Here is a 7,063-nt window from a genome sequence, read left to right on the forward strand (position 1 = left end):
AATGGCTCCTCTTTCGTCCAGCAGATCGCCCTGGTGGTCAGCGGCTACCGGCGACTCCTCGGAGGCGCTGGTCAAGTGCATGATGTGGCCGGTCGCGGTGATGCTCGTGATCCACCGCACCGTGATTCTGGCCGTCAATGGGGCACGCACCGACGATTTCACTGGGGTGTACCGGGCCGCAGTCGCGTTCTGGAACCGCGAACCGGTGTACACGGCCGTCTACCAGCATGTCGACCCGCACTACCTCTATCCACCGTCCGGGTCCTTGCTGATCGCACCGTTCGCGGTGGTGGAGCCCGAAAGTTCACGGTGGCTGTTCATCGGTGTCAACGCTGTCGCGGTGCTGGTAGCGGTGTATCTGGTGGTGCGGATGTTCGGCTTCACTGCACGGTCGGCGGCGCTGCCCGTGGTGATCGGGATCTCCTTCGCCTCGGAATCGGTGATCAACACACTGGTGTTCACCAATATCAACGGAGTCATCCTGCTCGGCCAGATCGCGTTCTTGGTGTTGCTGCTCGCCCGACGGGATCTGTGGGCCGGTGTGGCGATCGGGCTGACGTTCGCTATCAAACCGATCCTGGCTCCGTTGTTGCTTCTCCCGCTGCTGCGGCGCCAAGGCAAAGTGCTCATTACAGCTGCAGCGGTGCCGATTCTGCTCACCGCCCTCGCATGGCCATGGGCCGCTGATCCGTGGCAGTTCGTCGTTCGCACCGTGCCCTATCTGCTGCAGTCCCGCGATTACTTCAACAGCTCGATCACTGGCAATGGCACCTACTACGGTCTGCCCGAACCGCTGGTTCTGCTTCTGCGGGTCGGTTTCGCGGTGCTTGCTGCGGCCACGATGTATCTGCTCTATCGCTACCATCGCCGCGACGAGGTGTTCTTCGTCGTCACCGGTGCCGGAGTTTTGATGACCGCGTCGTTCCTGCTCGGTTCGCTCGGTCAGATGTATTACTCGATGCTGCTGTTTCCCTTGTTGGTGAGTGTTGTGTTGCCACAGTCGGTGATGCGCAACTGGCCGGCGTGGCTCGCGGTGTACGGATTCCTCAGTGCCGACGAATGGTATTCGGGGCGGTGGGTCGAGGCTGGACGGTACGCGGAGTATATGCGTCCGACCTTGGGTTGGTCGTTTTTGCTCATCGTGATTTTTGCGGTGTTGCTCGATCGCCGCCTGAGTAGCCGACGCCGGGACCAGGCCCGCACAGTCTCGGTTTCGAGAGCCTCTTGACGAGATGGTGGCCTCATTTCTGCGGAACACGACGACGTACAACATGGGAGCGCATCGCCTGAAGGAGGACATCTCGAACTGTGCTGCGGTCTTTGCCATGTCGCAAGGTCGGTCCCCGCAATACGGTTGTCAGCCATGGAAGTGATCATCTACCTCGCGGGACTTGGCACACGTCGTCTCGGCCTTCTTGCCGAGTGCGTCCTCGAGATTCCGGTTGAGAAGCCTCGAATCGGGAACCCGTGAGCCGAGGAACGTCCGCGACGCGGCCGGATGAGGTCGTCGAGGAAAGGAACAGACACCATGTCAGAGAAGGAGACCCAACCGACGTTGATCGACCTCGAGGAAGCCGACATGCTGCTCGAGCATCCGGGCCAGGACATCCGTGGGCGCAGCGTGTACGACCGCGGAGGAGAAGAGCTCGGTGACATCGACGGGCTCATCATCGATGAGGCGGAGCGCAAGGTGCGATTCATCCGAATCGGCTCCGGTGGATTCCTCGGAATCGGCAAAACGAAACGGCTCGTACCGGTGGACGCGCTCACGCGTATCGAAGATGACAGGGTCTACATCGATCGAACGAAGGAGCACGTCGCGGGCAGCGACCCTTACGATCCGGCGGTGGTGCCCGTCTCCGATTTCTATCAGAACCTCTATACCCATTACGGATACACTCCGTTCTGGGCAGGCGGGTACATCTATCCGTATCCTCCGCCGAGATAGGAGAAAGTCACCTCGAGTGCGGTGGACCGGTTCACGCATCGCGTCGAGCCGCGTCGAGGGAAGTCACACGGCGTTTTCGCCATCCTGGCGACAGGCCGATCACTTCAGGAACCGCTGTTTCTCGGGGTCCACCGCCTCTCGAGAGCCTCGCTCACTTGTCGGGCGGCGTACTCCAGACGCCGGCGGGCTGTGGGGCCGTGGTCGGCGAAGTGCTCCCGCAGGAGTCCTAGCTGGTCGCTGATCGCGGTGCGTTGCTCGGCGGTCGTCGTGGTCCACGCCAGATCTCTGAGCATCGAGAGTATTGCGGCCAGTACGACCGGATCGTCGGTGCCGTAGAGCCGTGGTTGTGTGCAGACCAGATCCAGCAGGTCCGGGAAGCTCGGCCTGGCCACCACGACCCGTATCCGATTTTCCTTGTCACGCAGAGAGTATGGACCGAGTTGCCGTTGCAGGAGGTCCGCCAAGACTGCGGTGCATGCGACGAGCCCGTGGACGGCGGTAGTGGGATCGTTGATTCCGGGGGACAACGCCCGCACCACCACATCGGTCAACTGCCGCAGCCCGTATCCGACATCTTGTGCGGCCGTGCGTTCACTGCCGGTGCGCAGTGCCTGATGCACCTGCCCCTGCAGCGTCTCGACGACCTCGTTGTCCCACGCGGCGTTCGGCTGCGATGGCCAGCAGAACGCTACCGGAGTCCCTGCCAGCACCGGACTTCCTATCGGGCGGTCCACCCACACCTGCGCGTCGGCTTGCATGGCCGCAGCCAGCAGAGCCCGGTGGTCGATCTCGACCAGGAATCCGGACGAGGTCGCTTCGACGATGTGCGGCGGCGGCTCGGGCACGGGCACGCCGGTGGTATCCGCTGACGCAGAGGAAAGAGGTAGTACGCGCGCCGCGGTCGCGCAGGTATCGGCGCGCACCTGTTCGAGCAAGGATTCGACCCGGATCTGGCGCACCAGGTGTCCGAGGAACAGCACCAGAGCGACGACGCTCGCCACGGTCAGCAGGTACGCCGTGGTCACCGCGATCTGTGGCACGAACCCACTGGCCGGGGCGTCGACGGTGTCATTGCGCACGGTCCGCAACACCGTCAGCGCGTAGATGAACGTGCTCAGAAACAATGCCAGAGTGCGTTGAACGACGCGGTCGGCCGCGAAAGTCCGCAACAGGCGTGGCGAGTACTGGCTGCTGGCCAACTGCAAGGTCACCAGGGTCAATGAGAACGTCAGTGACGTGACGGTGATCAACGATCCTGCGATCGCGCCGAGCACCTCCCGCGCAGCGTCGGCGCCGCCGCCGAACAGGTATCTCGCCACCTCGGTAGGCAGATGGTCGTCGAGAACAGCGTCGAGTTCGGGCAGGCCGATGCCGGCAAGTACCGCGAGCAGTACAGCAGCGGTGGGCATCGGCCACAGTCTCGAGCGCACTGCTTCGGCGAGCACGCGGCGACGCGTCAGCACTGCCGAGATCGGTCCCTCGCTGTCTTTTTCACCGGGGTCGTGGTGGGTCATTGCGGGCTCACCGGGACCGTCCGCGCCCACCGCTGCGTGGTTCTTGTGGACCGGAATATCTGCCGGGGAGGGTGACATCGTCGAGTGCGGATCCGTCACCGAGTTTCTCGCGATCGATCACGCTGAAACTGCCGTCGGTTTCGAGCACCACGACGCCTACCTGGGCGAGGTCACCGATGCCGGAGGCGCGGATTGCCTGACGGACCTCGCCCGGGCTGACGCGTTGCTCGCGCAGCGCCGCGTCGAGCATCACACCGTGGTCGACGAGCACGGTGGGCCGGGCGGTGAGGACGGCGCGACTGCGAGGCCACCGCGACGAGACGAACGCGGCGAGATACTGCAAGGTCGCGAGCAGGACCAATGCCACGGTGCCTTCGGCCCAGGACACGTCCGAGCTGAGCAGGATGGTCGCCAGGGTCGAGCCCAATGCGACAGTGACCACCAGGTCGAACGCGTTGAGCGTGGCCAAGGTTCGTTTGCCGGAGATCCGCAGGATGACTATCAGGCAGAGATAGGCGGCCGAACCGACGAGCAGCACCCGCACGAGATCTGACCATGTTCCGAACCACATCGTCCTCGCATACCCCGCAGATGGTCGGGGTACTCGCACGCCCATGGTTGCCGAGCCCACCGAGCATGATTTTCCGCTGCGCCTGCCTGGAGGGCGCGAGCAGGTCGTGATCGACAACCGTCACGAAAACCGCCTCGATCATCAACGACGTGGTGACCGCGGTGTTCTGCGCTCTCGGCAGGGTGCTGTCCGTCGTCGATTCCACCCGACTCGCGGGCACCTGGCTATCCCTGCTCGGCTCCCTGGATGTGCCCGCCCGTTCGGTGCTTCGGCTCAGCCGACGGATTCGTCTGCAACGACTCGGCGCCCGTACTCGATCGGGTGGCCGCGACGACAACTTCCGGCCGTACCTGCGCGGGCCGACAGGGCGCTATGACCATGACGTGGGTGTGCAGTGTGCTCGGTGGGGTGCTCATCGTGGTGGCGTTGCGCGACATCTACGCGACGCTGTGGCATCCGCGTGGTGTGGGCACGGTATGCCGGTGGGTGTTCGACGTGATGTGGCGCGGTGCTGCTCGGATTCGGCGGCGAGGTCGGGCGCTCGGATTGGCCGGGCCGGTGGGCATGGTGGCGACGGTGGTGCTGTGGTCGGCGATGATCGTCGTAGGGTGGGCATTGATCTATTTTCCGCACATGCCGGCCGGTTTCTACTTTGCGTCGTCGCTGCAGCCATCACTGTCTTCCGATCCGATCGCGGCGCTGTATTTGTCCTTGGTGACTGTGGCGACGCTCGGCTACGGCGACATCACCCCTGCCTATCCTGCCTTGCGGCTGGTGATGCCGTTGCAGGCGTTGATGGGCTTCGTGTTGTTCACCGCGGCGATTTCCTGGGTGCTGCAGATATATCCGGCGCTGATCCGCAGACGGTCCGCCGCCCGCAGCGTGTACCTGTTGGCTTCGACCGATTCGTCCGAGGTCGCGGCCACCGGAGAGTCGAGTGTGGCGTGCGCTCTGCTCGACGGCGTCACCGATGCGCTGATCACTGTCGATCTGGATCTCGAGCAGTACGGCGAGACGTATTTCTTCCGGGAATCGGAGTCGGGTCAGTCGTTGGCAGCGGTGTTGTCGTATGTGCCGCACCTGGCGAAGGCCGGGCAAGGATCTACGGCAATGGAAGTGCGGCGCGCCGCGGTCCGGCTCGATGAACAGGTGCGCTGGTTGACCGGGCACCTCGATGAGCGATATCTGCACAACGGTGGGTCGTGCGAGCAGATCTGTGCCGCCTTCGCCGCCGACCACCGACACCAGAACTGGAGGCCATGAGCAGGGTCTCGCCGAGGCGGTGACGAGACGAGTCGGGCTCGACGACGACGAACCGCGCAGCAGGAACTATCCCATGGAAGTGAGCAGCTCACGGCAGGCCTGCTCACAACGTCGGCACGCGTCGGCGCAAATCCTGCAGTGCGCGTGATGAGAACTGTGCTGAGCACATTCGTCTCCACATGACTTGCAGGCAGCAGCACATGTCTCCAGAACTGTGCGGGTCACCGCGGTGTTGTTACCGGTCTGCCGGGACAACACCCGGCCGGTAGCTTCGCACAGGTCGGCACAATCGAGGTCGGTGCGGATGCAGAAGGTCAGTTCGGCTACCGACTCCTCGCCGAGACAGGCATCGGCGCATGCGGTGCAGGTCTGCGCGCATTCGATGCACGCTTCGATACAGGCGGACAGTGTGGTTTTGTCTATCCGGCCCACGTCCTTCGGGTAAGTCTCGAGCATGCTCGCTGCGGTGCTCATGGAGTTCTCCTCTCGTCGGTGACTGGGGCGATCGGCAGATGAGCCGCCCCGGTACTGATCGCGTACCCGGAGAAGTGGAGTGATAACGAACGAACGCGTTATTTCTCGTGGGATTCGACATCGTGGCTGTGCAGCGAGCGGTGCGCAGTCAACGCGAATGGGGACACACTCGGCCCCAAAAACGATCCGCGGCAGCGTGTCGGACTTGGTCTGCGGTGGAGTGCTTTGAACGGAACACGGTGTGCTGTTGGTAAATTCGGAAGCAGGATCACATGGGCCGGTGCATGTTGTCTCGAAGGACGCCGTGTGCCGTAGATGATAGGCCATCATGGGGGAGGGGTTGGCTGCGGTCACTTCGGTGCGCACGCCACGATCGCAGCCAATCTCGCCGAGTGCGAGGTTGCAATCTCGACCGGATATCGACATGACGTCTCGGGAAGGCAAAAGGTCGCTGGTCCGGCCACCGAAGATCTGCGGTGACGGGTAGCCCACCACTGAGATCACGTCCCAGTCCTGGGTTGATCTCGGCGGGGAGTGCCGGTGTTACTCCGTTTGGACGTAGAGCACGTCGCCGCAATCAGTGGGATCGCATGAGTGCAGCGTAGCGATCGTAGAGTCCTTGCCGTCCTGAACGCACCGCAGCCGAACTCTGAGATGGTCGTCTCGTACGGTTGTGGCCTAACAATGCGTGGCCCGATCTCCTTCGAGTCGGCGGCAGCCTCCGCGTAGATCATGCAGCGTGCTCACTGTGAATCGGTCCAGCACGGTGGGTGATGAGCTACCGCAACGGTGCGCGCCAGCTGCGAGGGAATGCGCAGGAAGGGGCCGCGAGCGCGCCGTCCGACGATGATGGTCACGTACTGTGGACAGACTTCGAGGAACAACAGTCGCTTGTCGAGGAGGAAAGGGATGACCGCGTCCGCCGAGCCTGTCGTCGTCCTTCTCGTCGAAGACGACGCCCAGGACGAGTTGATGACCAGGGAAGCACTCGATGACCACAAGCTCACCAACACCGTGCACGTGGTACGAGACGGAGAGCAGGCACTGCATTTCCTGTACCGGCGCGGCTCGTACACCGAAGCTCCCCGCCCGGATCTGATTCTGCTCGATCTGAACCTGCCCCGTTACGACGGGCGCGAAGTGCTCGCAGAGATCAAGACCGATCCGGACCTGTGCCACATCCCCGTGGTGGTGCTAACCTCGTGCTTTCACGCCGAATCGGCAGGGGGCCTGTGTCGCTCACAAAGAAAGGTGCTCTGAACTGCAAGAATATGACTTGCTGAGGGTCATGTT

Annotated in this window: 6 protein-coding genes and 1 pseudogene; 4 read left to right on the forward strand and 3 right to left on the reverse strand. The window is 63.1% G+C overall.

Annotated features, from left to right (window positions below; genetic code table 11):
* The first annotated feature begins 1 nt into the window (after position 1).
* Positions 2-1,228 carry a glycosyltransferase family 87 protein gene (locus ACFWCF_RS18140; protein ID WP_378564032.1) on the forward strand — a complete coding sequence of 409 codons (1,227 nt, stop codon included), beginning with the start codon at positions 2-4 and terminating at the stop codon, positions 1,226-1,228.
* 300 nt (positions 1,229-1,528) lie between these two features.
* A complete protein-coding gene (locus ACFWCF_RS18145; protein ID WP_378564035.1) occupies positions 1,529-1,948 on the forward strand; it encodes a PRC-barrel domain-containing protein in 420 nt (139 codons plus the stop codon).
* Between the two features lie 104 nt (positions 1,949-2,052).
* On the opposite strand, the gene ACFWCF_RS18150 is transcribed toward ACFWCF_RS18145, so the two are convergent.
* Together ACFWCF_RS18150 and ACFWCF_RS18155 are read right to left on the reverse strand one after the other, a co-directional pair.
* A complete protein-coding gene (locus tag ACFWCF_RS18150) occupies positions 2,053-3,462 on the reverse strand; it encodes a DUF2254 domain-containing protein (protein ID WP_378564094.1) in 1,410 nt (469 codons plus the stop codon).
* Between the two features lie 7 nt (positions 3,463-3,469).
* A complete protein-coding gene (locus tag ACFWCF_RS18155; RefSeq protein ID WP_378564038.1) occupies positions 3,470-4,033 on the reverse strand; it encodes a DUF421 domain-containing protein in 564 nt (187 codons plus the stop codon).
* Positions 4,034-4,405: 372 nt separating this feature from the next.
* Here ACFWCF_RS18155 and ACFWCF_RS18160 point away from each other — a divergent pair, with 372 nt between their 5' ends.
* Positions 4,406-5,296 (forward strand): potassium channel family protein, encoded by an 891-nt coding sequence (locus tag ACFWCF_RS18160; RefSeq protein WP_378564041.1) that lies wholly within the window; start codon positions 4,406-4,408, stop codon positions 5,294-5,296.
* A gap of 66 nt (positions 5,297-5,362) precedes the next feature.
* On the opposite strand, the gene ACFWCF_RS18165 is transcribed toward ACFWCF_RS18160, so the two are convergent.
* Entirely contained in the window at positions 5,363-5,770 is a 408-nt protein-coding gene (locus tag ACFWCF_RS18165; protein ID WP_378564044.1) for a four-helix bundle copper-binding protein, read from the reverse strand.
* 909 nt (positions 5,771-6,679) lie between these two features.
* Between ACFWCF_RS18165 and ACFWCF_RS18170 the strand changes: the two are divergent.
* Positions 6,680-6,973 (forward strand): annotated as a pseudogene (locus ACFWCF_RS18170) (response regulator); the annotation flags it as partial.
* Positions 6,974-7,063: the final 90 nt, after the last annotated feature.

The organism is Rhodococcus sp. NPDC060090 (assembly GCF_042729855.1).
Classification (GTDB): Bacteria; Actinomycetota; Actinomycetes; order Mycobacteriales; family Mycobacteriaceae; genus Rhodococcus.